General features: G+C 61.7%; 19 protein-coding genes. 9 read left to right on the top strand and 10 right to left on the bottom strand.

Annotated elements, in window-relative coordinates; genetic code table 11:
- Window positions 1-90: 90 nt before the first annotated feature.
- Together PQQ95_RS05475 and PQQ95_RS05480 are read right to left on the bottom strand one after the other, a co-directional pair.
- Window positions 91-867, bottom strand: coding sequence for an alpha/beta fold hydrolase (locus PQQ95_RS05475; RefSeq protein WP_408435601.1), 777 nt, complete (start codon window positions 865-867; stop codon window positions 91-93).
- Window positions 864-1,898 (bottom strand): M14 family zinc carboxypeptidase, encoded by a 1,035-nt coding sequence (locus tag PQQ95_RS05480; RefSeq protein WP_408435602.1) that lies wholly within the window; start codon window positions 1,896-1,898, stop codon window positions 864-866. The genes PQQ95_RS05475 and PQQ95_RS05480 overlap by 4 nt, the downstream gene beginning before the upstream one ends.
- A gap of 290 nt (window positions 1,899-2,188) precedes the next feature.
- Here PQQ95_RS05480 and phnC point away from each other — a divergent pair, with 290 nt between their 5' ends.
- The 6 genes from phnC (at window position 2,189) to PQQ95_RS05510 (ending at window position 7,198) form a co-directional block, all read left to right on the top strand.
- Window positions 2,189-3,106: a phosphonate ABC transporter ATP-binding protein gene (gene phnC / locus PQQ95_RS05485; RefSeq protein WP_408435603.1), complete on the top strand. Its 918-nt coding sequence runs from the start codon at window positions 2,189-2,191 to the stop codon at window positions 3,104-3,106.
- Window positions 3,107-3,149: 43 nt separating this feature from the next.
- Window positions 3,150-4,127, top strand: coding sequence for a phosphonate ABC transporter substrate-binding protein (gene phnD / locus PQQ95_RS05490; RefSeq protein ID WP_408435604.1), 978 nt, complete (start codon window positions 3,150-3,152; stop codon window positions 4,125-4,127).
- On the top strand, window positions 4,124-4,963 hold the full coding sequence (gene phnE / locus PQQ95_RS05495; RefSeq protein WP_408435605.1) for a phosphonate ABC transporter, permease protein PhnE: 840 nt from the start codon (window positions 4,124-4,126) through the stop codon (window positions 4,961-4,963). Before phnD ends, phnE begins: the two co-directional genes overlap by 4 nt.
- Window positions 4,964-5,238: 275 nt before the next feature.
- Window positions 5,239-6,075, top strand: coding sequence for an EamA family transporter (locus PQQ95_RS05500; protein WP_408435607.1), 837 nt, complete (start codon window positions 5,239-5,241; stop codon window positions 6,073-6,075).
- 88 nt (window positions 6,076-6,163) lie between these two features.
- A complete protein-coding gene (locus PQQ95_RS05505; protein WP_074286769.1) occupies window positions 6,164-6,622 on the top strand; it encodes a helix-turn-helix domain-containing protein in 459 nt (152 codons plus the stop codon).
- A gap of 3 nt (window positions 6,623-6,625) precedes the next feature.
- The gene (locus tag PQQ95_RS05510) at window positions 6,626-7,198 is read left to right on the top strand and encodes a PIN domain-containing protein (RefSeq protein ID WP_408435609.1); all 573 of its coding nucleotides are present in this window, start codon (window positions 6,626-6,628) and stop codon (window positions 7,196-7,198) included.
- A gap of 17 nt (window positions 7,199-7,215) precedes the next feature.
- On the opposite strand, the gene pdxR is transcribed toward PQQ95_RS05510, so the two are convergent.
- Window positions 7,216-8,733: a MocR-like pyridoxine biosynthesis transcription factor PdxR gene (pdxR, locus tag PQQ95_RS05515; RefSeq protein ID WP_408435611.1), complete on the bottom strand. Its 1,518-nt coding sequence runs from the start codon at window positions 8,731-8,733 to the stop codon at window positions 7,216-7,218.
- 123 nt (window positions 8,734-8,856) lie between these two features.
- On the opposite strand from pdxR, the gene PQQ95_RS05520 reads away from it, so the two are divergent.
- Window positions 8,857-10,140 (top strand): 4-aminobutyrate--2-oxoglutarate transaminase, encoded by a 1,284-nt coding sequence (locus PQQ95_RS05520; RefSeq protein WP_266239438.1) that lies wholly within the window; start codon window positions 8,857-8,859, stop codon window positions 10,138-10,140.
- A 768-nt stretch (window positions 10,141-10,908) separates the two neighbouring features.
- Entirely contained in the window at window positions 10,909-12,369 is a 1,461-nt protein-coding gene (locus PQQ95_RS05525) for an NAD-dependent succinate-semialdehyde dehydrogenase (protein WP_408435613.1), read from the top strand.
- Between the two features lie 48 nt (window positions 12,370-12,417).
- Here PQQ95_RS05525 and PQQ95_RS05530 read toward each other — a convergent pair whose 3' ends face one another.
- From PQQ95_RS05530 to mdlC, 4 genes are all read right to left on the bottom strand, one after another.
- Entirely contained in the window at window positions 12,418-13,554 is a 1,137-nt protein-coding gene (locus PQQ95_RS05530) for a porin (protein WP_408435615.1), read from the bottom strand.
- Window positions 13,555-13,764: 210 nt separating this feature from the next.
- A complete protein-coding gene (locus PQQ95_RS05535; protein ID WP_408436106.1) occupies window positions 13,765-15,036 on the bottom strand; it encodes an MFS transporter in 1,272 nt (423 codons plus the stop codon).
- 354 nt (window positions 15,037-15,390) lie between these two features.
- The gene (locus tag PQQ95_RS05540; protein ID WP_408435617.1) at window positions 15,391-16,842 is read right to left on the bottom strand and encodes an aldehyde dehydrogenase; all 1,452 of its coding nucleotides are present in this window, start codon (window positions 16,840-16,842) and stop codon (window positions 15,391-15,393) included.
- 55 nt (window positions 16,843-16,897) lie between these two features.
- Window positions 16,898-18,517 carry a benzoylformate decarboxylase gene (gene mdlC / locus PQQ95_RS05545; protein ID WP_408435618.1) on the bottom strand — a complete coding sequence of 540 codons (1,620 nt, stop codon included), beginning with the start codon at window positions 18,515-18,517 and terminating at the stop codon, window positions 16,898-16,900.
- 102 nt (window positions 18,518-18,619) lie between these two features.
- Between mdlC and PQQ95_RS05550 the strand changes: the two genes are divergently transcribed.
- Window positions 18,620-19,528, top strand: a complete 909-nt coding sequence (locus tag PQQ95_RS05550) for a LysR family transcriptional regulator (protein WP_408435620.1) — start codon at window positions 18,620-18,622, stop codon at window positions 19,526-19,528.
- Window positions 19,529-19,555: 27 nt separating this feature from the next.
- Here the strand turns inward: PQQ95_RS05550 and PQQ95_RS05555 are convergent, their stop codons facing one another.
- The 3 genes from PQQ95_RS05555 to zwf form a co-directional block, all read right to left on the bottom strand.
- A complete protein-coding gene (locus PQQ95_RS05555) occupies window positions 19,556-20,188 on the bottom strand; it encodes a Rossmann-fold NAD(P)-binding domain-containing protein (protein WP_408435622.1) in 633 nt (210 codons plus the stop codon).
- Window positions 20,189-20,348: 160 nt separating this feature from the next.
- Window positions 20,349-21,383 carry a class 1 fructose-bisphosphatase gene (locus PQQ95_RS05560; RefSeq protein ID WP_408435623.1) on the bottom strand — a complete coding sequence of 345 codons (1,035 nt, stop codon included), beginning with the start codon at window positions 21,381-21,383 and terminating at the stop codon, window positions 20,349-20,351.
- Between the two features lie 93 nt (window positions 21,384-21,476).
- Complete coding sequence (gene zwf, locus PQQ95_RS05565; protein WP_408435625.1) at window positions 21,477-22,925, bottom strand: glucose-6-phosphate dehydrogenase; 1,449 nt, start codon at window positions 22,923-22,925, stop codon at window positions 21,477-21,479.
- Window positions 22,926-22,949: the final 24 nt, after the last annotated feature.

The following is a 22,949-nucleotide window of genomic DNA, read 5'->3' on the forward strand; positions in this document are numbered from 1 at the left end:
TCTGAACGGGAATTATGCGCCTGCCGCCCGGAAAGCGATGCGTCAGCTGACTTAGGTTATACCCGTTGCCGGTTGACATGCCGCCGCTGTTTAAAGCACGGCCTTCAGGTCTCCAGCCTCCTGCTTCAGCCATGCCTGAACCTGTTCGCCGGTCCACGCCGGGTCGTCGTGCGGCAGATCATGACCCGCCCATTGATGCTCGCGATGCGTTGCGCCCCACGCCGCCGCGAGCTTCGCCGAACACACCGGATTGACCAGCTTATCGGCGCGTGAAGAAAGGATCAGCAACGGGCAATGCGGCTTCACCGCAGCCGCACTAAAGCGCGCCGCGGCCCACAACTGCCGTAACGCATTGCCCCGGCTCACCGGCGCGCTCCGGCGAATGTCGCGCCATGTCTCGAGATCGTCATCCAGCGTTTCGAGGTTGTTGCATGTCAGCCGATGAATGCCGCTTTCCGCGCGCGGCGCGTCGCGCCAGTGCGCCGCGACGTTCAGGAGCCCAGGCCATGCCGATGGACGCAAACGCTCATGCATGCGGCTGAACGGCCGCATACTGGTGTTGATCAGCACGAGCCGCTCGATCTCACCGGGATGCCGTTGCGCCCAGTCGGCCGCCACCATGCCGCCGAGCGACATCGCCAGCACGCGATAGGGACCTGTCGCACCCGTTTGCAATGCAGCAATCCGCACGAAACCCACCATCTCTTCTACCGCAGACGGCGCGCGCAAATGGGCGAACTCGCCGTTGCCAGGCAGATCGATCAGCAGCAGGCGATCCGTGCCGGCCGCCTCGCGCAGCAAGCCGGGCAAACGGCCCCAATGGCGTGTTTCGCGCGTCAGTCCACGCAACAGGATCCACGTGCTCATGACACTTCCGGCTTATACCAGTGATCGATCGCGCTTTGCAGCAATTGCTCGCGACGATGGCCTTGCGGCAGCCAGCGTTGCGACGAGAACGCCGCGCGTGCGAGAAAATCGAGCAGATTCGCATGACGCCGCAGCACGCGTGCGGTGCGATGCGCCTTGACCGGATTGAACATGCCCTGACGCGAAAACAGTTGGCGCGGATTCTTCTTGATCCACAACCATGAACCGAGTTCGAGTGTCATCGGCAGAAAGACGTTCGGCGCCGGCGTGCGGTCGTACGCGAAATCCCACAGATCGCCATGCAATAGATACTGATGGCTCTGCGGTTCGAACGCGTAGCCGTGATGCGGATGCGCACGCTCGAACATGGTTTTCAGCACGTACATTTCCGGCAGATGAGGCATCAGCTTGCGCGTGCGCGCGTAGGGAAACCAGATGCTGTCGCGCCAGCCGTACCCTGAGTGGCAGTCGAGCGCGATGCTCAAAGGCCGCGAGACCATTTCCGTTTCGACCACCCGCAGCAGCGCCGCCGCCTCCGGCTCCATGGGTGCGCCTTGCCGGCCGCGATACCAGGGCAGCCATGCGCCCACCCGCTGGCCGCCGGCGAGCAGCGGCACGCGTTCGTCGGCATTCTGCGGCGCATTGCGCATCAGATCGACGCCGTTGGGATTGGCCCGTGTAGCGGCCCACATGCCGCCCGGATTGACGATCGGCATAAAGATCAGACGAATCGATTGCAGCTGCCGCACCAGCAGTTCGTCCCATTCCAGCCGGGCGAGCAGCGCGCGCATGTAGTCGAGCACGAGTTGCGAGCCGATCCGTTCGAGCCCGTGAATGCCGCCAAAAAACCCGATTGCCGGTGCCAGCGGATCGGTCGACCCGATACTCGCGGTGTGCACGGCGAATTGCCGGCCGCGCACTGTCGTCTCGCAGACGGTGCGAATCTCGAAGCTGGCGCTGCCCTGATCGAGGATCGTCCTGAGATCTTCGTACTCCGCAAAACTGTCCGGAAGAAAGCTCAAAGGCTGCATGACGACGCCGAAAGGAACTGCAAGGTTATTGGGGACGGCACACCGATTGACGCAATATAGCCTGGCTGCGGGCGATCATGCGGAACGGGCCCTATCCAATGCAAATCGTGTCACACGGGCGTCATTTTTTACCCGAACGAATGACTTCTGCCTGCCTTGCTGGCGACACAAAAAAGACACGCGAAGATATAGTCGTCTAGACGTTGCGATGCCTTCACTCAACCGTCACAGACGCTTCCTAGAATGAGCCCACACATGCCGGCAATGGCCGTATGCATCAAGGGGTACTTATGGAAACAATTCGGGAAGCGATCCGTATCGAACGGTTGAGCAAGACGTTCAGCAACGGTCGCAAGGCGTTGGACGAAATCGATCTGCGCGTCGAACCGGGCGAAATGGTGGCATTGATCGGCGCCTCCGGCTCGGGCAAGTCGACACTGCTGCGGCATATCGCCGGCTTCACGGCCTCGGATGCGCAGCCGTCGCAGATCGAGATTCTCGGCCGGCCGATCCAGCAGAACGGCCGCATCGTGCGCGAAGTGCGCAGCATTCGCCGCGATATCGGCTTCGTATTCCAGCAATTCAATCTGGTGAACCGGCTTTCCGTGGAGAGCAACGTGCTGATCGGCGCGCTTGCACGGCTGCCGTTGTGGCGCCGTCTGACCGGGCGCTTTCCGCTCGCGGAGCGTGCATTGTCGATGGCCGCGCTCAATGAAGTCGGCATCGGCGACCATGCGCGCGAACGCGCCGCCAACCTCTCCGGCGGCCAGCAACAACGCGCGGCATTGGCACGCGCATTGGTGCAACGCGCGCGCATCGTACTCGCCGACGAACCGATCGCCTCGCTCGATCCCGAATCGTCGCGCCGTGTGATGGAGATGCTGCGCACCCTCAACGTCGAGCATCAACTGACGGTGCTGGTGTCGCTGCATCAGGTCGACATTGCGATGCAGTTCTGCCCACGCACGGTTGCGCTGCGTCGTGGCAAAGTGGTCTACGACGGCCCTTCCGCCGCGTTGAGCCCCGCCCTGCTCAAGAAACTCTACGGCGACGACGCCCGCGAACTGCTCGACGAAACGACCGCCGATAACGCGGTCGATCATGCGGACAGCAACGTAAATGGTGTCGACATCCACTCACCGGCGCAAGACACCGAATCCAGCGCGACGCGTTACGCGTTCGCCCTCAATCCGGCGCACTCGAGCTGAGCGCGCCTAATCCATTCTGTTTACTCAACCGGACCCCAAAGCGATGAAATTCCTGCGTTCATTGATCACGCTGACCGTCGGCGCGGCCGCCTTCGCGTGTGCCGCCACCGCACAAGCCGAAGACCTCAACCTCGGCATCATCTCCACCGATTCCTCCTCCGTGCTGAAACAGCGCTGGGAACCGCTGATCGCGGACATGAACAAACAAACCGGCTTGAACGTCAAAGCGTTCTTCGCGACCGACTACGCCGGCATTATCGAAGGCATGCGCTTTAACAAGGTACAGGTCGGCTATTTCGGCAATGCGTCGGCGATCGAAGCAGTGGATCGCTCGCAAGGCGAAGTGTTCGCGAAGGTCCAGTATGCGAATGGCGATGCCGGCTACAAATCGGTGCTGATCACCAATGTGAACAGCCGCTTCAAGACGCTCGACGACGTGTTCAAGAACACGAAGGACGTCACGCTCGGCTTCGGCGATCCGAATTCCACTTCGGGCACGTTGATCCCCGGCTACTACCTGTTTGCCCAGCACAACGCGCCGGTCAACACCTCGTTCAAGGCAGTGCTGCCGTCGAGCCATGAAGCGAATCTGCTGGCCGTGGTGAACAACAAGATCGACATTGCGACCAACAACACCGAGATGCTCGACACGCTGAAGAAGCAGCATCCGGACAAGTTCGCGCAAGTCCGCGTACTGTGGACCTCGCCGCTGATTCCGTCGGACCCACTCGTGTGGCGCAAGGATCTGCCGCAGGCCACCAAGGACAAGATTCGCACCTTCTTCCTGAACTACGGCAAGACCGACCCGCATGAAAAAGCGGTGATGGCTGCGATTACGGGCTACGCCGGTTTCGCGGCATCGACGGATGCGCAGTTGCTGCCGATCCGCCAGGTCGCGTTGTTCCAGCAGAAGCAGAAGATCGAGAGCGACACCCATCTTTCCGACGATGATCGCAAGACCCAGGTGGCCGCACTCGACGCCAAGCTGAACGCGCTCAACGCCGCCGTAGCCAAACAATGAACACGGTTGATCTGATCACGTCGCCTGCGCGAGCGAGTGAAGCGCTCGCCGCGCAGGCGGCGCGTCCCGCGCCTGCCGCGGGCAAGCGCAGCTGGCTGTCGCTCATCGGCTGGATCGCCGTGCTTGCCGTGCTGGGTGGCGCCTGGCACAGCGCCGACATGCGGCCGCTCGACCTGCTCTCCGACTCCGGCAACATGGGCCAGTTCGCCAAGGACTTCTTCCCGCCGGACTTCACCGAATGGCGCAGCTATCTGCACGAGATGGTCGTGACGTTGTCAGTGGCCGTCTGGGGCACCGTTCTCTCACTGGTGTGCGCCGTGCCGTGCGGACTGATGTCCGCACACAACATGGCGCCGATGTGGGTCGTGCAGCCAATGCGCCGCATGATGGATGCGTGCCGCGCGATCAATGAAATGGTCTTCGCGATGCTGTTCATCGTGGCGGTGGGACTCGGTCCGTTCGCCGGCGTGCTGGCGTTGTGGGTGCATACCACCGGCGTGCTCGCCAAACTTTTCGCTGAAGCGGTCGAAGCCATCGATCCGCGTCCGGCCGAAGGTGTACGCGCCACCGGCGCGACCAGTCTCGACGAGATCATTTACGGCGTGCTGCCGCAAGTGCTGCCGCTGTGGATCTCGTACGCGCTATATCGCTTCGAATCGAACGTGCGCTCGGCGATGGTGGTCGGCATGGTCGGCGCGGGCGGAATCGGCGTGGTGCTGTACGAGGCGATCCGCTCGTTCAATTACGCGCAGACGGCCGCGGTAATGATCATGGTGATCGTCGTCGTGACGGCGATCGATCTGGCGTCCGCGTGGCTGCGCGAACGCGTGACCTGACCGCTTCACGACGCGTGAACGCCAGAGGGTTGGGGAGCCGCGCTTCACCAACCCTCATTGAAGTCGCCTCGATACTGCGTGTCAGTGTGTCAGGGCTCCGGCGCGCAAACGCTGCGCCGAGGCTGAGCAGCGGCCTCTCGCGTCACAAATTACCTGATTTCGCCACATAAAGCCCCTTCACTTTAGTCGCCCACCCCTCCATTCCGGCGTTCTGCTGGAATAATCACGTGCTTGTGGCCGATTCCTGGCCCCCTTTCTCCTCTCCCCGATCTTTGATGGACACCTTCGTCGTCTTGCTGGTGCTGCTCTCCGCGCTGCTTCACGCTACCTGGAACGCGTTTCTGCATCTATCCGAAGACCGGGTCTGGCTGCTCGGCATGATGGCGATTCCATATATCGCCGTCAGCGCGGTCGGCGTGATCGTGCTGCCTTTGCCTGAACCGGCGGCCTGGCCTTACATCTTCGCGTCGGTCGTCCTCGAATTCGGCTACCTGCTGGCGCTGATCCGCGCGTACAAGAGCGGCGACTTCGGGCAAATCTATCCGATTGTGCGCGGTCTTTCGCCGATGCTGGTATTCGCCGGTGCGCTGGTATTCGCGCACGAATCGCTCAAGCCGTTGGCGGCGACCGGCGTGGCCTTGGTGTCGCTCGGCATCGTCTCGCTGGCGTTCCGCCGCGGCATGCGGTTCTCCGGCGAAAGCGTGCCGTTCGCGTTGCTGACCGGTTTCTTCATCGCGACGTATTCGGTCGTCGACGGAATCGGCGCGCGCGTGGCAGGCAATGGCTTGAGCTACATCATGTGGGTCTATCTGATCTGGAATATCCCGCAGTTTCTGCTCGCCTGGCATTGGCGCGGCGGCGCCAAGGGGCTGTTCATCGGCCGCACGGTCGTGCTCAAGGGCATCGCGTCCGGCGCGCTCGCACTGACCGCTTATTGCCTGATCATCGAGGCCTACCGCTATCTGCCGATCGCGATGGTCTCCGCGCTGCGTGAACTGAGTTCGATTTTCGCGGTACTGATCGGCTGGCTGTTCATGCAGGAAAAGCTGACCGCGCGGCGGATCGTGGCGTGCGCACTGGTTACGCTGGGGGCGGTGTTGATTCGGATTTGAAGCGCTGGAACACGCGCCCAGATTCATTTCGTTTATTGCGATTTCGAATATTTCGATTTACAATGCCGAATTCGAAAGGAATCACGCCATGAACACCTCGATCCACCCTACGCCGCTCCCGTCAGCGCAAGAGGCTGAGCTCGCCCGCGTGTCCGGCCGGAATCTCTCCGTCGTGCTTTCAAGCCGTGCCGAAACGCAGCAGTTCGACTTCAAGGACAGCAAGGGTGAAACGCGCAGCGTGGAGTTGCCGACATCGGTCGTCCGGCTGATCGTCGACGTCCTCGCGGAAATCGGCCAGGGTAATGCCGTGTCGATCATCCCTATCCATGCCGAGTTGACCACTCAGGAAGCGGCGGATCTGCTTAATGTGTCGCGGCCGTACTTCGTGCAGCTATTGGAGAAGAAGGAGATCCCCTTCAGGAAGGTGAACACGCATCGGCGTGTGCGTTACGAAGACGTGATGGCTTATAAGAATCGAATCGACTCGGAACGCCGCAAGGCGCTGGACGAACTCGCAGCGTTGTCGCAGGAAATGGGACTGGAATAATCGATGTCGTCACATTTCACAGCAATCTACGACGCTTGCGTTCTGTACTCCCAACCATTACGAAACCTGTTGATGCGTCTGGCGCTGACTGACCTCTATCGGGCACGCTGGACACCCGCTATTCATGACGAGTGGACCCGCAATCTGATTGCAAACCGTCCTGACCTCGACCCCGGCAAGATCTACCGGGTCCGCGACCTGATGGATGCGCACGTTCGGGACGCCTTGGTCGACAACTATGAGCATCTGATGCCGGCCATCGATTTGCCGGATCCTGATGATGCACATGTGGTCGCCGCTGCCGTGCATTGTGGCGCGGAACTCATCGTCACATTTAACCTGAAGGATTTTCCCGTTGACGCGTTGAGCACATTCAATGTGGCCGCTCAGCATCCGGATGACTTCATCGCCGATCTCTTCGACCTGAATCAGGCCAAAGTTCTCGAAGCGATGGCTGAGCACAGGAAATCGTTGAAAAATCCGCCTAAATCCGTCGAGGAATACCTCGACACGCTTGCCGGTCTGGGCCTGACGCAAACCGTTTCAATGGTCCGTCCCTATAGCATCGCCATTTGACAAGCGCCTTTCCCCCCTCACGCGAACTGCACGAGCGTCGCATCGATCGCATCCGCCAGCGTATTGAAAGAAGGCGCGATTTCCTCGTCCGGCACGCACGCATAGCCGATCAGCAGACCCGACGGCGCCAGCGACGGTTGCGCGTAATACCCCGACAACGGCCGCACGACGATATTGCGCTTCAGCGCCTCCGCTGCCACCGCCCGGTCATCGCTGCCTTCCGGCAACTGCATCACCAGATGTAAACCGGCATCGCCGCCCACAGCCGGCAGCGCATCGCCATAACGGTGCGCGGCGGCATCCAGCAGGGTCTGGCGACGCTGCCCGTAGAGCGTGCGCATCTTGCGGATATGCGACGTGAAATGCCCTTCCGCGATGAACTCCGCAAGCATCGCCTGCTGCAACAACTGGCCTTCCCGGTACAACTCCGCGCTGGCAGTCGCAAAACTCTCCGCCAGCGCTTCCGGCACGACCAGGTAGCCAATCCGCAAGCCCGGAAACAACGTCTTGCCGAAGCTGCCCACGTAAATCACCTGCCCGGACGTGTCCAGACCCTGCAGCGATGCCAGCGGCCGGCTGCCATAGCGGTATTCGCTGTCGTAGTCGTCCTCGATGATCCAGCACTGGTTCTGCCGCGCGTACTCGAGCAACATGCGGCGCCGCGCGAGGCTCATCACCATGCCGAGCGGATATTGATGCGACGGCGTGACGAGCATCAGCTTCGGCGGCTGTGCGAGATCGTCGGCGGAGGGATTGATGCCTTCTTCGTCGACGGCGATCGGCCGCGATTGCAGGCCCGACACGTGCAACACGCTGCGCACGCCCCAATAGCAAGGATCTTCCGTCCAGATCAGATCGCCCGGATCGGACAGCAGGCGCACCGCGAGGTCGACGGACTGATGGATCCCGGTCGTGACGATGATCTGCTCGGGCGTGCAACGCACCGAGCGCGACGTGCGCAGATAGTCCGCCAACGCGTGCCGCAACGAGGCCAGCCCGCCGCCCGGCGCGTAGGTCAGCAAGTCCGGGCGCGGCCGGCGCCAATATTTGTTGTGCAGGCGGCTCCACACGCGCGCCGGAAACTTGGTGACATCCGGCACCCCGGGCATGAACGCGCCCCATTGCCGCTTCGACACGCCCGCGCCCGAAATAAGCCGTGCGCCACGCGTCGACAACGCGCGACTGCCCTGCAAAGGCAACGGCGGCGGCAATAACTCAAGCGGCGCGGCCAGCGCCTCGGCGTCGGGCACGCCGACGATCTCGTCCGGCGCGCTTTCGGCGACGAACGTGCCGCGGCCGGTTGCCGAGTTCACATAGCCTTCCAGCACCAACTGCTCGTACACCTGCGTGACGGTATTGCGCCCGATGCCCAATTCCTGCGCCAGCAGACGCGACGACGGCACCTTGCTGCCCGCCGGCAACTCGCGCGACAGGATCGCCTGCTGCAACAGCCGATGCAGCTGGCGATAGATCGGCTGGCCGTTACCACGGTCGAGGCGCTGCGCCAGCCAGTCGGACAAAACGCTCGCGCGCATGATTGGCTCCTACATTTTTATTGAAATGGCTCTGAAGTTAAGAGCCAAATCTCATTATAGTCGCTGCATGTGCTGCGCTGAACGCGCGGCGTCTGCAAAAACCGAGGAGCGAAGGAGATAACCATGAAGAATGCTGACCTGAAGAGCCGCAAAGACGCCGCCACGCCGCGCGGCGTCGGAGTGATGTGCGATTTCTACGCCGAGCGCGCGGAAAACGCTGAATTGTGGGACGTCGAAGGCCGCCGTTTCATCGATTTCGCGGCAGGCATTGCGGTGTGCAACACCGGCCACCGTCATCCGAAGATTCTGGCCGCGATCCGCGACCAGCTCGACCATTTCACGCACACCGCGTATCAGATCGTGCCGTACGCGTCGTACGTCGAGCTGGCTGAGAAGATCAACGCGCGTGCGCCGGGCGACTACCCGAAGAAGACCGCTTTCTTCACGACGGGCGCCGAAGCCGTTGAAAACGCGATCAAGATTGCGCGTGCCGCGACCGGCCGTCCGGGCGTGATCGCGTTCACCGGCGGTTTCCATGGCCGCACGATGATGGGCATGGCGCTGACCGGCAAGGTTGCGCCGTACAAGATCGGCTTTGGTCCGTTCCCGGCGGACGTATTCCACGCTCCGTTCCCGAATCCGTTGCACGGCGTGACGACGGCCGATTCGCTGAAGGCGATCGAGTTTCTGTTCAAGGCCGACATCGATCCGAAGCGCGTCGCGGCGATTATTTTCGAACCGGTTCAAGGCGAAGGCGGTTTCTACCCGGCACCGGCCGAATTCGTGCGCGCGCTGCGCAAGCTGTGTAATGAGCATGGCATTTTGCTGATTGCCGACGAAGTGCAGACGGGTTTTGCCCGTACCGGCAAGCTGTTTGCGATGCATCACTATGACGTGGTGCCCGATCTGATGACGATGGCCAAGAGCCTGGCGGGCGGCATGCCGCTGTCGGGTGTGGTGGGGCGCGCTGATTTGATGGACGCCGCCGCGCCTGGCGGTCTGGGTGGCACCTATGCGGGCAACCCGCTGGCGGTTGCGTCGGCCCATGCCGTGCTCGATATCATCGATGAAGAGAAGCTCTGCGAGCGGGCTACGGTTTTGGGTGATCGTGTCAAGGCGAAGCTGATCGCGCTGCAGAGCGAGGTTCCGCAGATCGCCGACGTGCGTGGGCCGGGCGGAATGGTGGCTGTTGAGTTCTGCAAGGCAGGCGGAACGGAGCCGGATGCTGACTTTACCAAGCGGGTGCAGGCTCGGGCGCTTGAGCGCGGGTTGCTGCTGCTCGTTTGTGGTGTTTATTCGAATGTGGTTCGGTTCCTGTTCCCGCTTACTATTCAAGACTCCGTCTTTGATGAGGCAATGGGGATTTTGGAAGCTGTGCTTAAGGAAAGTGTTGCTGTAGCTGTTTGATGGTTTTTTGGCCTGCGCGGCGGTTGGGTTGTTTTGCCTCGCGGTGTGGGTCATTCCTTGAATTGTTTTGTCGTCGTGGTGCTTTCTGGCTGGTTGCCTACGGCGTTGGCCTTTCCTTGTTTTCTTAGTGGTCTATTAGCGTCGCCCCTGTGCGGGGCGGGCACCTACTTTTCTTTGCCTGCCGCAAAGAAAAGTAGGCAAAAGAAAGCGGCTCACACCGCTAACTCTTAAGCGGGATCCGTGGTCTACCACGGGTAGTGGTGCATCTGGAATCTGTGTTCTCGCACATTCACCGTGAGTGACAAAGTGCTCGTCAGCTCCCACTCCGCACTTCGTGCGTCGCGGACGGGGCTGCCAGGGAAACCGGAGGCTTCGTTTGAGCGCGGTGGGGGCCATCGGCTTCGCCTCGGCGTGGCGCTGCAATGTGGCATGGCGGATGTGGCGATGGTTTGGTGAAATACGTTTCGGTGCGCGCAGCGCCGCCGGAAGTATGACGGCCTTGTCACTCACGGTGAATGCGCGAGAACACAGATTCCAGATGCACCACTACCGTGGCTGTGCGAGGGACCCGCTTATGAGCTGACGGTGTAAGCCGCTTTCTTTGCTTATCTTTCTTTGCGGCGGCAAAGAAAGTAAGTGCCGCCCCGCACAGGGGCAACGCTAATAGACCACTAAGAAAACAAGAAAAGGCCAACGCCATAAAAACCCAGAACCAGGCGCCGCGCGGGCAAAATCCCTAAATCCAGAACCCCAGGAGCAAACCCCAAAATGCCGACGCCAGTCCTAAAAGACCCCTCCCTTCTAAAAACAAAAGCCTACATCGCAGGCGAATGGCAATCCGCCGACGACAACACAACCTTCGAAGTCAAAAACCCCGCCACAGGCGAAACCATCGCCACCGTGCCCCGCATGGGCACAACCGAAACCCGCCGGGCAATCGACACAGCCAACGCCGCATGGCCGGCATGGCGCGCCACCACCGCCAAACAACGCGCCACCATCCTGCGCAAATGGCATGACCTCATGCTGGAAAACGCCGACGATCTGGCAACGATCCTCACCACCGAACAAGGCAAACCCCTCGCGGAAGCCAAAGGCGAAATCCTCTACGCCGCCTCGTTCCTGGAATGGTTCGCGGAAGAAGGCAAACGCGTCAGCGGCGACACCATCCCCACGCCGGCAAACGACAAACGCATCGTCGTGACGAAAGAACCGATCGGCGTCTGCGCAGCCATCACGCCGTGGAATTTCCCGGCCGCCATGATCACGCGTAAGGTCGGCCCGGCGCTCGCGGCAGGCTGCCCGATCATCGTCAAACCGGCTGAAGCCACGCCGCTCTCGGCGCTCGCCCTTGCCGTGCTGGCCGAACGCGCCGGCGTGCCGCGCGGCGTGTTCAACGTCGTCACCGGCGAGCCGAAAGCCATCGGCGCCGAAATGACCGGCAATCCGATCGTGCGCAAACTGTCGTTCACGGGCTCGACGCCGGTGGGCCGTTTGTTGATGGCGCAATGCGCGCCGACGGTCAAGAAAGTGTCGCTCGAACTCGGCGGCAACGCGCCCTTCATCGTCTTCGAAGATGCGGATCTGGATGCGGCCGTTGCAGGCGCCATTGCATCGAAATATCGCAATAGCGGCCAAACCTGCGTTTGCACGAATCGCTTCTACGTGCACGATAAAGTCTACGACGCATTCGCCGAAAAACTGCGCGTCGCCGTCGAACAACTCAAGGTCGGCCGCGGCACCGAAGACGGCGTCACGCAAGGCCCGCTGATCAACGAAGCCGCCGTGCTCAAGGTCGAATCGCATATCGAAGACGCCCTCGCCAAAGGGGCGCGCATCGTCACCGGCGGCAAGCGCCACGCGCTCGGTCACGGCTTCTTCGAGCCGACCGTGCTCGCGGATGTCACGCCCGCCATGAAGGTCGCGCGCGACGAAACCTTCGGCCCGCTCGCGCCGCTGTTCCGCTTCTCGTCGGACGAAGAAGTGATCCGCCTCGCCAACGATACGGAATTCGGCCTCGCGTCGTACTTCTATAGCCGCGATATCGGCCGCGTCTGGCGTGTCGCCGAAGCGCTCGAATATGGCATGGTAGGTATCAACACCGGCCTGATTTCGAACGAAGTCGCGCCGTTCGGCGGCGTCAAGCAATCCGGTCTTGGCCGCGAGGGCTCGCACTACGGTATCGACGACTACGTCGTGATCAAGTACATGTGCGTCGGCGGTATTTAAAGCAGCAACGGCCACGCCGGATTATCCGGCGTGGCCTTTTTTAATCGCTCAGAACGAATGGCGAATGCCGGCCATTACGCCGAGTTGCCCGATGCCAGGCGCCGGCGTCGTCCCTCCGCCGCCCTGGCTCACCGTATACGCGGCATGCGGACTATTGAACAGATACGCGCCCTGCAGGTAAACCGCTGAACGCTTCGACAACAGATACGTGGTGCGTAACGCCGCGATTGTGCCGCGGGTATCGTCGGCGCGATTGACGATCCGGTACACACCACCGTCGAGGATGAATGCAGGCGTCACGTTATACGCTGCCGTGACGTAGTACAGATTCGAGCGCACATCCGGCAATGCCGGGGATACCGTTTCGACATGACGTCCAAGCCAACCCGCCCCGAGTTTCACCGGCCCAATGTGTCCGTAGCCGTTCAATTGCATCCGCACGTCTTTATCGCCGGATTGTGTCAGCGCAAAAGGGGCCGTGCCGTCGTACAGATTCGCGGCCGCGCCCGGGCCGCCGCGTTGCTCGTCGTAGGCGCCCGCCACGCCGTAGCCGTTCATGTCATAGCGCAACATCGCCGACCACTCGCGGCAACTCTGTGAGCTGCCCGGAATCGACCCCACACAGGTGCCCTGCCCCGGCGAATTGCCCGTCCCCGCGGAGTCGCGGCCGAACGAATAGGTCGCACCGAACGTAAAGCCCGAGAACGTGCCTTTGTACGCAATCGTGTTGTCGCTGCGCGCGCTCGGCATGTACTGATCGAACGACCCCGTGCCGCCATAAATATCAGGACCGAGCAGATCGGAATCGAGTATCGCCCAATAGGTCATCGTGTACTGGCGGCCGAAAGTCAACGTACCGTAGGGACTCTCGAGGCCCACATAGGCTTGGCGCCCAAACAGCCGGCCACCCTGATTGAGCGTGCCGGCTTTGGTATTGAAGCCGCTTTCCAGTACGAAGACCGCGGACAACCCGCCGCCCAATCCTTCCTTGCCGCGAATTCCCCAGCGCGACGGAAATTCGCCCGTGATGCCCGGCATGCGCACGACGTTATCGCCTGCCGCGTTCGCATGCGTGACCAGTTCAATGCCGGTATCGATGATGCCGTACAACGTCACGCTGCTCTGTGCGAACGACGATGCACTGATACCGAGCAGCATACTGCCCAAAGCGAGTTTGTATTTCATGGTCTCCGTGTCTCCTGGACAAGTGCTTTGTTTGAGCGCACATCAATCTGCATGCGGCCCCTACGCAGCATTTTTATGTAGCGATACTAATGACAGACGTGACAATCCCGACAGCGATTCAAGCCGTCCGATACGCCAAAGATTGACTGCTTCAGATAGCGGCGATCGGCGTGTCACGCCTGATCACCGCGATTCAGGACATTGCGTCCCTCAAACGCCCGGCTTCGGGATATGACGCCTGACCAGCATCAGCGCAATCATCACGATCACCATTGCGATCCCGAGCATCCACAGGTACGACGAGGCGCCGCCCGCCGTAATCACCGCCGCACCCGCGAATGCGCTGGCAATCGCGCCGATCCGGCCAAACGCGAGCGCCGATGCAGTACCGGTTGCACGCACGCGGGTTGGATAGACATAAGCACACAGCGCAAACATCGTCGACTGAACCGCGTTGACGAACAGACCGTGCACGCCAAGACCAAAGATCAGCAAACCGGTGTGATCGGAAATGTTCACGCCGAGCAGCAGCAACGCGCTCGCCGCACCCGCCGCGCTGCAGAGAATCAACGGCCACCGCGAGCCGGTGCGAGCGATTACCAGCGCGCACAGCAACGCGCCCACCACGCCGCCCAGGTTGTACGCGGTAAGCCCGGCCCCTGCTACCGACATCGACAGCCCCTGCGTGCTCAGCATGGTCGGCAGCCAGCTGAAGGCGCTATAGACGGCCAGCAGGCACATGCAGAACGCGCACCAGATCGCCACCGTATCGAGCGCGAGGCCCTCGCGGAACAACGCGGTAAAGCCTGCGTGTTTTTCGACGGCCTGCTCGCGAATGTCGGTAAATACACAGCCGCGCGCCACCGGACGCGACATCCGGCCAAGCAGGCGCTTGAGTTCCGGCCAGCGCTGCGGCAACCGGGCGAGAAAGCGCGGCGACTCGGGCAATGTGAAGAACAGCAACACGCCGAGCGCGAGAGGCAGCACGCCGCCGATCATGAACAAGGCACGCCATCCGTATGTCGGCAGAATTTCATGCGCGAACAAACCGGCCATCATGCCGCCGAGCGGCACACAGACGATCGTCGCGGTGACCGCCAGTGTGCGGCGGCGAGCCGGTGTGAACTCCGCGGTCATGGTGGTCGAGCTCGGCAATGCGCCGCCGATGCCGAGCCCGGCAACAAAGCGCAGCACGGCGATCGTCACGATGTCGGGGGCGAAGCTGATGCCGCAGGTGGCTGCGCCGAACACCAGCACACTGCCGATCACCGCCCAGCGGCGGCCGAAGCGATCGGCCAACAGTCCGGCACACGCACTGCCTATGCCCATGCCGATCAAGCCGGCCGCGACCACCGGCGCAAAAGCCGCACGCGTGACGCCCCATTCCTTGATCAGCACGGGAATTGCAAAACCGATCAACTGGCTGTCGAAGCCGTCCAGAACGATCGATAGCGCCGCGAGAAACACCACGATTTTCTGCATCGTGGTGTAAGGGCCTTCGTCGAGCGTGCGGCCGATATCGACGGCATAGCGCCCTTCCTCGACTCCTGCCTGATGGCCGGCAAGTGGCGCACCGGCCTCGCCGGTTGCCGCACTGGCCGAGCCGGCCGGCGGTACATAGCTGGTCATGAAACTGTCTCCTGGTTTGTGTGCACGATCTGGGCACCGCGCCTTTGAGGTCGCGTTTTTATTCAGTATGTGAGTGAGCGAACGGCTTTTGACATTGCCGTTTCGCGCAAAAGCCATAACACGCATGCATGGCTTTCACGACACTGCGTATCGCTGCGGAGAAATCGCGCGCAGCGACACACAACGACTACAACGGCACGTCGCTCTTCAGAACGGGTAATGACGCGGTGTGGTCTGCACCGTAATCCAGCGCAAATCCGTAAACTCAGCGATCCCCGCCTGGCCGCCGAAACGTCCGAAGCCGCTGCCCTTTATGCCGCCGAACGGCATTTGCGCTTCGTCGTGAACGGTCGGTCCGTTGACATGACAGATGCCCGATTCGATACGCCGCGCGACATTCATCGCGCGCGCCACATCGCGGCTGAACACTGCCGACGAAAGCCCGTACTCGTTGTCGTTCGCACAGGCCACGGCCTCGTCTTCGCCGTTGACGCGCACGATGCCCTTCACAGGCCCGAACGATTCGTCGCCATAGATGCGCATGGCGGGCGTGACGTGATCGAGCAGCGTGGCGGGCATCAAGGTGCTGTCCGCCTTGCCGCCGCAGACGAGCGTGGCGCCTTTGGCCAGCGCGTCGTCGATCAGCGCATTGCAGCGTTTCACCGTGCTCATGTCGACGACCGACCCCAACACCACCGGCCCTTTGCGTGGGTCGCCGAGCGGCAGGTCGCGCGCTTTCTGCGCGAGCTTTGCAACGAACGGGTCAGCAATCTTTTCGTCGACGATGATCCGTTCCGTCGACATGCAGATCTGCCCCGAGTTGGCGAACGCGCCGAATGCGGCGGCGTTGACGGCAGCATCGAGATCCGCGTCGTCGAGCACGATCAACGGTGCTTTTCCGCCGAGTTCCAGCACCGACGGTTTCAGATAGCGCGCACACGTGGCCGCGATGATCTTGCCGACATGCGTGGAGCCGGTGAAATTGACACGCCGGACTTTCGGATGCGCGATCAGCGCCTCGACCACGGTGCCCGCATCGGCCGGCGCGTTGGTGACGAAGTTCACCACGCCCTTCGGCAAGCCCGCTTCCTGCAGCACTTCGATAATCAGCCCATGTGTGCCGGGGCAAACTTCCGACCCCTTCAGCACGACCGTATTGCCACATGCGAGCGGCAACGCAATCGCACGCACGGCGAGAATCACCGGCGCATTCCACGGCGCGATGCCCAGCACGACGCCGGCCGGCTGACGCACGCCCATCGCAAGGCTGCCGGGCACGTCGGACGGGATCAACTCACCACCGATCTGCGTAGTAAGCGCCGCCGCTTCCATCAATCCGCCGGCGGCAAGATGCACATTGAACCCCGCCCACATTGCCGACGCGCCCGTCTCCGCCGCCATCACCGCGGCGAATGCCTCGCTGCGCGCTTCCAGCGCATGCGCGGCCTTCATCAGCAGCGCGCGGCGCTCGCCCGGCCCCAGCGCGGACCATGCCGGAAACGCCGCAGCGGCGGCATCGGCGGCGGCTACCGCGTCGGCGACTGTCGCCGCCGGGGCACGCGTCGCGACTTCGCCGTCGAGCGGATTGCGGCGTTCGAAGGTGGCGCCGTTGCTCGCTTGCACGGCTGCGCCGTTGATCAGCATCGAAATACTCTGCATCGTCCTGTCTCCTGCGGAAAGTTTTATGAATGCGGGGCGCAACGCTCGCCAGGTTTCAAGCCACGACGACTTCGACCAGCATCGGTCCAGACGACGCCAACGCGTCGCGCAGCACGTCGTGCAGGCGTTCGGCATCGGTCACGCGCATGCCCTGGCACCCCATGCCTGCAGCAAGCGCCACGAAATCGAGCCCGGGCAGATCAGTGCCTTGGACAGGATCGGCCGGACCAAACCCGAATTCCGGGGCGAAGTCCTGCAGCGCGGCATAGCGGGAATTGTTCAGGATCACGAATGTGATCGGCAGTTTCATCTGCATGGCGCTATAGATGGCCTGGATCGAATACATGCTGGAGCCGTCGCCGACCAGGCCGATCACGCGCGTCCCTGGCTTCGCCAACGCCACGCCGACAGCAGCCGGCATGCCGAAGCCCAGACCGCCGCTGTCCATCGTGTAGAAGGTGCCGCTGCGCGTGAACGGCAGATAGTTCTGCATGACCGGCCGCGAACTCGGCGCCTCTTCCACCACGATGTCGTCCGCATGGCGCACCTCGGCAAGGGTCTGCAACGCGAACGCCACCGACATCACCGCAGACGGCTCTGCACGCGGCGATGCGGCGCGTGGCGCGGGCAAGGGGCGCGTCTTCGGCGCGGGCCGCGTCAGCAGATCGGCCACGCCGAGGCGAATATTGCCGACCACTGCGGTGCCGGTGGGCGCCCACGCCGCAATGGTCGGATCGTCGATCAACTGACATAGCGTTGCGCCGGCCGGCAGATGTGGGCCGTGTCCTTCGACGTGATACGTGAAGGCCGGTGCGCCGATCACGAAGATCAAGTCATGCCCGCCGAGCAACTCGACGATCTTCTCGCGCATGGCCGGCAAGAAACCGGCGAACAGGCGGTGGTCTTCGGGGAATGCACAGCGGCCCGTCATCGGCGCGACGAACACGCGGGCATTGTGGCGTTCGGCAAGATGCACGACTTCGTCCCAGCCGCCGGCGCGGTCGACAGCGCCGCCCACCACGAAAGCCGGCCGTTCGCAGGCATCGAGCGCCGCGCCGATCTGCTCCAGCACGAACGGCTCCGGCCGCGTCCCGGTACTGACGACGCGGGCCGGCACCGGCTCCGCGGCGCGGTCCCAATCGTCGACGGGAATCGACACCAGCACCGGTCCGCGCGGCTCCTGCATCGCCACGTGATAGGCGCGCGCGATCGCCAGCGGCACGTCTTCGGCGCGTGCCGGTTCGATGCTCCATTTAACGTAGGGCTTCGGCAATTCGGTGGCTTGCGTCGATGCGAGGAACGGGTCGAACGGCAGAATCGAGCGCGCCTGCTGCCCGGCGGTAATCACGATCGGCGTGCGATTGCGGAACGCGGTGAAGATATTGCCCATCGCATTGCCCACGCCCGCCGCCGAGTGCAGATTGACGAACGACGCGTTGCGGGTGGCCTGTGCATAACCATCGGCCATGCCGACCACGACGGCTTCCTGCAAACCCAGCACATAACGGAAGTCTTGCGGGAAATCGCGGAACAGCGGCAATTCCGTCGACCCCGGATTGGCGAACACCGAAGTCATGCCGAGCCGCCGCATCAGATCGATGACGGCGTGGCGCACGGTGAACGAGGCGTGTTGAGAAGATCCCGATGTGTCTGAACGGGGCGCGTTGCTGGTCATCCGTGTCTCCTATTGATGAGCGCCGTTTCTTGATGGCCCATTATCGGAAGCTCGAGGTTGATTGAAAATTGCCTTTTTCGGGAAAAGGCATTACTTTTGCGCATGACTTTCAATCTTCAACAATTGCACGCGTTCGCGACCATCGTCGCGAGCGGCAGCCTGGGCCGCGCCGCGGAAGTGCTGCACGTCACGCAGCCCGCACTGAGCCGCACCATCAAGCGGCTCGAGGATCAGGTCGGCGCACCGCTATTCGAACGGCACTCGAAGGGTATGCAGCTTACTGCGATCGGCAGCGCGCTGCTGCCGCACGCCACGCTGCTGCAACGCGAAGCCGACCACGCGCGCGAGGAGATCGACGCGATGCGCGGCCTCGCGAAAGGGACGATTCGCGTCGGCGCGGTCGCGAGCGTCGCGACGCTCGTGCTGCCGCTCGCGGTGAGCGGCGTGCTCGCGCGCTGGCCGAATCTGCGTGTCGAGATCATCGAGGGCGTATGGGACCGGCTTGCCGACAGTCTGATGAAACACGAAATCGATCTCGCGCTCAGCATGGTGGTGCCCGACACGGACGAGATTGCCGCGATTGCCGATTGTAGATGGGAAGATACGAGCTATGTGGTCGCCGCGCTCGACCATCCGTTGCGAGGCAAAGCGGATCTAACGCTTGCCGATACGCTCGATCAGCAGTGGTGTGTCCCGCCGCGGGGGACGAGTCCGTTCGAGCATATGCAGCGCGTGTTTGCCGAGCATGGGCTCGGCATGCCGCAGATTGCCGTCGAAACGCGCTCGATCACGGTGCTGAAAAGCCTGGTGACGCGTGCGGGATTTCTGAGCTGGATGGCGACGCCGATGTACGACACCGAAAGCGCGGCGGGCGTATTCGATACGCTGCCGATTCCTGGGCTCGTTGCACGCCGTATGTTGACGGCGTTCCGACGCCGTCAGGGGATTTTGCCGAGTCCGGCGGTAAAGTTGCTGGAGCAACTCAGGCAGTTGACTGCAGCCGGGCAGTGAAGGAGACACAAATCCGCAGAAGCAGTCTCATACGAGATCCCTCGAAGTCACCATACGCACCTCCGCTTTCCCCGCGACGACCGAATCGACCAATACGTCGGCGATATTGGCTGCGGGATTGACGCGAAGCCCCCGTGGCAAGAGCGGGCCAAGGAGCTTCGCAACGGGCAGCACCATGCGCTCTGCGAGCCGGAACTCTTTGCGCTCGCCACCAATCATGCCTGGCCGCACGATTGTGACGGATTCAAAGCCGATCTTCTGAATGTCTCTTTCAAGCTCACCCTTGGTACGGCAATAAAACAACGGGATGGATAGCGAAGCACCAGGAGAGGAAACCAGCGCAAGCGCCTGCGCACCCTTCTGATAAACCTTCTTCGAGAAGGCAATCGGCAACTCATAGTCGACATGGCGAAACGCCGCCTTCGATCCCGCCTTCCCGATCGTCGTTCCCATTGCACATATCACTGCATCCACCTCCCAGGCGTCCGCTTCCGGCAACAAGAGACCGAGTTCTGGTGCGACCGGGTTGACCAGCTTGGGATGAGGGGAAAGGCTGCGACGCGTTGGGGCGATGACTTGCGCAATACGGCTATCTCCTAACGCTCGTTCGAGTGAGGCTTTTCCCACAACCCCCGTCGCACCCAGAATCAGAACTTTCATGGATTTCTCGTTACCGCAAGCCACATGCTCGTGGTGCAGCTTATCTCCTCAGTAGCAGGCCGAAAACCCCAATCGTGGTGCATTCAGTTTTCACCAGGAATGAGAAATAGCGACCGGTTGGATATTGCTGAGGGTTTCCAGAAGCGCGCATCAGGCAGAATCAAGCGGCCGCGGCCTCGTCGTGATATCGAAGCAGGCGCTCCACTTCAAGCCTTGACCCGAGAATAACGGGCACGCGCTGATGGACATGGTCCGGCTGAACTTCCATGATCGGGGCTTCGCCCGTCGTGCTCATGCCGCCGGCCTGTTCGACAATGAACGACATCGGATTGGCCTCATAGGTCAAGCGCAGCCGTCCAGCAAGCTGGGGATTCTTGCTGTCCCGTGGATATAGGAAAACACCCCCGCGCAGCAGGATTCGATGCACCTCCGCGACCATGGATGCGATCCATCGCATGTTGAAATTCGTCTGCCGCGGCCCCGCCGTGCCCGCGACACACTCACGGACATAGCGGCGCACAGGCTCTTCCCAGTAGCGCTCGTTGGACATGTTGATTGCGAATTCGCGGGTATTTTCGGGGATCTGAAGCTGTGGATGGGTCAGCACGAATGATGCCGATTCCCCATCGAACGTGAATCCGTCGACACCGTGCCCCGTAGTCAGCACGAACATCGTCGTCGCACCGTAGATCGCATACCCCGCGCAGACCTGTTTCACGCCCGGCTGCAGAAAATGACGCTCGTCGATTGCGACGCCAGACGCAGGCGTAGCCAGCACAGAAAAGATACTTCCGACAATGCCGTTGATCTCAAGATTGGAAGACCCGTCGAGCGGATCGAACAGCATAAGATACGCTGGGGTATCCGGGGAATGCTCATGCCCGGTCACCTGAATCGACTCAAGCTCTTCCGACGCCAGTCCGCGAAGACAGCCAACCGACTCGACCGCGCCGATCATGATGTCGTTCGACACAACGTCGAGCTTCTTTTGCGCCTCTCCATGAACGTTCTCCGAATGGGCATTTCCGGATGCGCCGTCGAAGATGCCTCGCTCGACAGCCGTTGCAATGGATGAACATGCATCGGCAACGGCTTCGATCAGCGTGATCAGTCCTGTTGGGATTCGCTCCTCACGTGCTGGGTTCGCGAGAAACGAGGACAGCGTAATGTGCTCAGTGGTTACTATGTGGGTCATATTCGGTCCGCTTGGCGGGAACTGTCTGGCGATCGATTGGAATCGACGGACCTGGGAACGCTCCGTCGACGTGCATACAGCGGGGATGGACTCTCACGCGTCGCATGGCGCGACGCTACCTTGCCCGACGAGCGCGAGGGCTGCATCGGGGCCTGCACCGCCCGCGGCATACGGTTCGGGAGGATCCTGCGAACGCCAGGCGTCGATCACCGGGTCAACCCATTGCCATGCGGCATCGAGTTCGTCGCCTCGCATGAACAGCGTGAGCCTGCCCCGGATCACATCGAGCAGAAGTCGCTCGTAGGCATCTCTTCGTCTCGTCGAGAATGCCGAAGAAAATTCGAGGTTCAGACTCACCGGCCTGACCGTCATCTCATCTCCCGGCGCCTTGGTCATCAGGTAGAGTTTCAGGCTTTCGTCCGGCTGAAGCCGGATCACGAGACGGTTACCTCGCCCCTCCGTTGCGGACGAGCCGAACACCGAATGCGGCACATCCTTGAAATTGACGACGATCTCCGCAACTCGACTCTGCAGGCGCTTGCCGGTGTACAGGTAAAATGGCACACGCGCCCAGCGCCAGTTATTCAGCTCCACTTTCAACGCAACGAATGTCTCTGTCCGGCTATCGGCACGAATGTCCGGTTCGTCCAGATAGCCGGCCACCGGCTCGCCGTGTATCTCGCCGGCCGTGTACTGGCCACGCACGGTCTGCCGTGCCACATCGGCCGCGCTGAGCGGCTTGAGCGAGCGAAGGACCTTGAGCTTCTCGTCGCGTACGGCATCCGCTTCGAGACTCAGCGGCGGCTCCATGGCGAGTATGCAAAGTAGCTGCAGCAAATGATTCTGGACCATGTCCCGCATTGCACCGGTGCGCTCGTAAAACGCCCCACGTCCCTCGACGCCGACCTGCTCGGCTATCGTGATCTGAACATCGCGAATCCCGTCGCGGTTCCAGAGACGTTCGAACATGCCATTGCCGAACCGCAGCGCAAACAGGTTCTGAACGGTCTCCTTGCCGAGGTAGTGGTCGATCCGGTAGATCTGATTTTCACGGAATATCGCGCCCACTTCCCGATTGATCCGTTGTGCTGAGAGCAGATCATGGCCTAAGGGTTTTTCGAGAACGACCTTCGACGTGGCAGAAACCAGCTCCGCCCGGTTCAGTTCGGTGCATATCGGAATAAACAGTTCCGAAGGCGTGGCAAGGTAGAAAATATGTCCCCGGCTGTCCTGCCATCGCAACATTGCAGCGAGTCGTGCGTAATCCGCAGACACCAGCGCGTCCATCTGAACGAACTCGAGGCGCGGCGAGAAGGTGTTCCAATACGCCTCGTCGAAATCGATGGCGGGCAGGAATTGACGCAAGGCATCACGTACCTTATCGAGGTAGCCGTTCCGCTCCAGCCCCTCCCTGCCGACGCCAACGATGCGCATGCCGTCCGGCAGCGTTCCCTCCCGGTGGTTCTGATACAGCGCGGGAAGGAGCTTGCGCATGGCAAGGTCGCCCGTCCCTCCAAAAATCACAAATAGCTGTGCTTTCATTGATCCGATCCCGACAAGATTCCT

The sequence above is a fragment of the Paraburkholderia caffeinilytica genome, assembly GCF_046030355.1.
Lineage (GTDB): Bacteria > Pseudomonadota > Gammaproteobacteria > Burkholderiales > Burkholderiaceae > Paraburkholderia > Paraburkholderia caffeinilytica_B.

Excerpts from the sequence above, each read along its gene's own strand:
- PQQ95_RS05475 (WP_408435601.1), bottom strand. The coding sequence starts at position 867 with ATGAGCACGTGGATCCTGTTGCGTGGACTGACGCGCGAAACACGCCAT.
- PQQ95_RS05480 (WP_408435602.1), bottom strand. The coding sequence starts at position 1,898 with ATGCAGCCTTTGAGCTTTCTTCCGGACAGTTTTGCGGAGTACGAAGAT.
- phnC (WP_408435603.1), top strand. The coding sequence starts at position 2,189 with ATGGAAACAATTCGGGAAGCGATCCGTATCGAACGGTTGAGCAAGACG.
- phnD (WP_408435604.1), top strand. The coding sequence starts at position 3,150 with ATGAAATTCCTGCGTTCATTGATCACGCTGACCGTCGGCGCGGCCGCC.
- phnE (WP_408435605.1), top strand. The coding sequence starts at position 4,124 with ATGAACACGGTTGATCTGATCACGTCGCCTGCGCGAGCGAGTGAAGCG.
- PQQ95_RS05500 (WP_408435607.1), top strand. The coding sequence starts at position 5,239 with ATGGACACCTTCGTCGTCTTGCTGGTGCTGCTCTCCGCGCTGCTTCAC.
- PQQ95_RS05505 (WP_074286769.1), top strand. The coding sequence starts at position 6,164 with ATGAACACCTCGATCCACCCTACGCCGCTCCCGTCAGCGCAAGAGGCT.
- PQQ95_RS05510 (WP_408435609.1), top strand. The coding sequence starts at position 6,626 with ATGTCGTCACATTTCACAGCAATCTACGACGCTTGCGTTCTGTACTCC.
- pdxR (WP_408435611.1), bottom strand. The coding sequence starts at position 8,733 with ATGCGCGCGAGCGTTTTGTCCGACTGGCTGGCGCAGCGCCTCGACCGT.
- PQQ95_RS05520 (WP_266239438.1), top strand. The coding sequence starts at position 8,857 with ATGAAGAATGCTGACCTGAAGAGCCGCAAAGACGCCGCCACGCCGCGC.
- PQQ95_RS05525 (WP_408435613.1), top strand. The coding sequence starts at position 10,909 with ATGCCGACGCCAGTCCTAAAAGACCCCTCCCTTCTAAAAACAAAAGCC.
- PQQ95_RS05530 (WP_408435615.1), bottom strand. The coding sequence starts at position 13,554 with ATGAAATACAAACTCGCTTTGGGCAGTATGCTGCTCGGTATCAGTGCA.
- PQQ95_RS05535 (WP_408436106.1), bottom strand. The coding sequence starts at position 15,036 with ATGCAGAAAATCGTGGTGTTTCTCGCGGCGCTATCGATCGTTCTGGAC.
- PQQ95_RS05540 (WP_408435617.1), bottom strand. The coding sequence starts at position 16,842 with ATGCAGAGTATTTCGATGCTGATCAACGGCGCAGCCGTGCAAGCGAGC.
- mdlC (WP_408435618.1), bottom strand. The coding sequence starts at position 18,517 with ATGACCAGCAACGCGCCCCGTTCAGACACATCGGGATCTTCTCAACAC.
- PQQ95_RS05550 (WP_408435620.1), top strand. The coding sequence starts at position 18,620 with ATGACTTTCAATCTTCAACAATTGCACGCGTTCGCGACCATCGTCGCG.
- PQQ95_RS05555 (WP_408435622.1), bottom strand. The coding sequence starts at position 20,188 with ATGAAAGTTCTGATTCTGGGTGCGACGGGGGTTGTGGGAAAAGCCTCA.
- PQQ95_RS05560 (WP_408435623.1), bottom strand. The coding sequence starts at position 21,383 with ATGACCCACATAGTAACCACTGAGCACATTACGCTGTCCTCGTTTCTC.
- zwf (WP_408435625.1), bottom strand. The coding sequence starts at position 22,925 with ATGAAAGCACAGCTATTTGTGATTTTTGGAGGGACGGGCGACCTTGCC.